Annotated in this window: 4 protein-coding genes; all 4 read right to left on the bottom strand. The window is 62.6% G+C overall.

The window, feature by feature from the left end; all coding sequences use genetic code 11:
* Positions 1 to 77: 77 nt before the first annotated feature.
* The gene (locus ACIA76_RS42360; RefSeq protein ID WP_397161053.1) at positions 78 to 296 is read right to left on the bottom strand and encodes a hypothetical protein; all 219 of its coding nucleotides are present in this window, start codon (positions 294 to 296) and stop codon (positions 78 to 80) included.
* Between the two features lie 90 nt (positions 297 to 386).
* On the bottom strand, positions 387 to 791 hold the full coding sequence (locus ACIA76_RS42355; protein ID WP_397161051.1) for a zinc-binding dehydrogenase: 405 nt from the start codon (positions 789 to 791) through the stop codon (positions 387 to 389).
* Positions 792 to 1,209: 418 nt separating this feature from the next.
* The gene (locus ACIA76_RS42350; RefSeq protein ID WP_397161050.1) at positions 1,210 to 1,704 is read right to left on the bottom strand and encodes a hypothetical protein; all 495 of its coding nucleotides are present in this window, start codon (positions 1,702 to 1,704) and stop codon (positions 1,210 to 1,212) included.
* A gap of 102 nt (positions 1,705 to 1,806) precedes the next feature.
* Positions 1,807 to 2,115, bottom strand: a complete 309-nt coding sequence (locus tag ACIA76_RS42345; RefSeq protein WP_397161048.1) for a hypothetical protein — start codon at positions 2,113 to 2,115, stop codon at positions 1,807 to 1,809.
* Positions 2,116 to 2,256: the final 141 nt, after the last annotated feature.

Genomic DNA, 2,256 nt, shown 5'->3' with positions numbered 1-2,256 from the left:
CCTCGTGCTGGTCATGAAATATCGATCCGTATCTCGCCCCGCGTCAGGCCGATTTGCTCTGAACCAATGGACTCAACTCAGCCTGACACGCAGGGCCCGAGGAATTCCAGACCCTCACCGGAGGGATGCATCAGCAGATAGCGATAGCGGACCCCCTGCTTGCGGGCCTCGCGGCGCACTTTCACGCTGGCCAGCCAGAACAGCGCCGCGAGCAGCGGTCCGCTGCCGAGATCCTCACGCGCCGTGGCCGGCTCGGGGACCCCGGCGATCGAGACCACCGCACCCCCGGATTTCACGATACGAAAAGCTTGCGACAGTTCGGCGCCGCCGATCAGATCGAAGGCGTAATCGTAATCGTGCAGCAGGTCCTCGGCCCGGTCCGTCTTCTAGTCGATGACATGATCCGCGCCCAGTTCGCGGACAAGGTCCGCGCCACGTCCGGACGCGGTCGTGGCGACCTCGGCGCCGAGCCATTTGGCTATTTGGATCGCCATCGTGCCGACCCCGCCCGACCCACCGGAAATATAGAGTTTTCCGCCCGGGCCCACCCCGAGCAGATCGCGCAGCGCCTGCAGCGCGGTCAAGCCGGCAAGTGGTACTCCTGCCGCGTGCCGGAAATCCAACCGGGCCGGCATCACTGCCAGCAGATCTTCCTCCACCACGGCATAATCCGCGAAAGCACCGAGCGCCCGCTTGTTCACTCGGGCGAAAACTCGATCACCCGGAGCGAACCGAGTCACCCCCGCACCCACACCGGTCACCACACCGGCCAGCTCATTGCCAGCCGTCACGAACCATGACAGCCAAGTCGATGAACGCCGCCAGCATATTCCCGATCGGGCACCCGGCAGCCACACCCGCGGCCCGACAATTCGAGCCGCGCGACTCAGCGCCACTTCCGGGCGATCTCGGGTTGGTCGAGGAATTGGCAATATCGCGGCAACCTATGGCGCGGTGGCTGTACAAACAGGCGATACGCCGCGTCTCGACCAGCACGATTCGCCTGTTCCGGCTGCGGGGCAAGCTGTTTGGCACTGGACTGCCGTTCCGATGAGCGGCAGTTAGGGTGAAGCACATGACCGAGCAGCATCGTGTGAACATGACGTGGGGCCGTCAGGCACCGAGGCGCTTGACGGCCCCACGTGGTTCATGCCGTTACGATTCGGGTGTCATACGCTCGCGACGAGTCGTCGAACGTGCTCCCAGCGCTCAGGTAGCTCTTCGGACGGTGTACGCGATGTCATCCCGCAATCCGGCACCATCCCAGATGATGTGGCCGCCTGAGCGTATTGCGACCGGGCTCGCGGAGTTCGGTGCAGCAGCGTGTAGATGCCATCGATTTCGCAGCACCACCCTCAGACTGCCGGTTTTGAATGCTACTGCCGACAGAATTTCATTCGATATAGTGCGCTCGAATTCAATTCGATCCCAGGAGTCAATCGCTCGACGATCGATGGGGCTCCCCTCGACAGGAGCGGGATTCAACTCTGAATCGTACGCTACTACGATTGCGTCTGCGGAGTCGCAGATCAATTCGATCCGGTCATCGAGCCAATTCACCTGAACAACGGCCCGATTTCGTAGCGGATTGAATATCCAGCGATCTTCCAGTTCACGAATCTCACCGCTTCGTTTGATGTTATATTGCCGGATCGCCTCGTTCCACTCATCTTCGGTCCATTCGCCTGAATGGTCGCCCGTCATCGTCCACCTACGAGGTAACTTATGCCAGTCAATGAGCGGATCCTCCGAGGTAATCATAGAGGTTTCCGATCGGTTCCTGTGAAGGTTGACCGCCCGGCATCTTCACATACGCGTCACCGGTGTTCGTATCGACGGTTTGGATCCGAGTCGACTTCGTCCAGACGGCAAAGTGAGCCCAGCGGTCACCGCGGCCAGGTCGTGTTCGAGCCCGGTGGCGAACGAGTGCAGCGCGGGCAGGTCGTCGGCGCGGGCACGGTCGATCCAGTCGGGCAGGTGATCGCCACGCCGGTCGCGCATCATGACGGCGAACGCGCCGACATGGCGGCGGACAGCGGCCAGCTCGGGACACGCGCCCAGGATCCGGGTGAGTTTCCCGGCGTCGTCGGCGGACAGGTTGTCAGGATTGCGCATGATCCACCCACCCAGAAACTGCGTCGGGGGGGGGGGCGCCCCGGGCGCGGGGGGGGCCGGGGGACACCCCCCCCCGGGTAAACAGGGGGGGGGGGAGGGGCCCGAACCCCGGGTATAAGATGGAAATATAAATAATAGATA

This window comes from Nocardia sp. NPDC051570 (genome assembly GCF_044454005.1).
Lineage (GTDB): Bacteria > Actinomycetota > Actinomycetes > Mycobacteriales > Mycobacteriaceae > Nocardia.
Note: the sequence above shows the minus strand (reverse complement) of the source record. Positions and strands in the feature narration are given on the sequence as shown.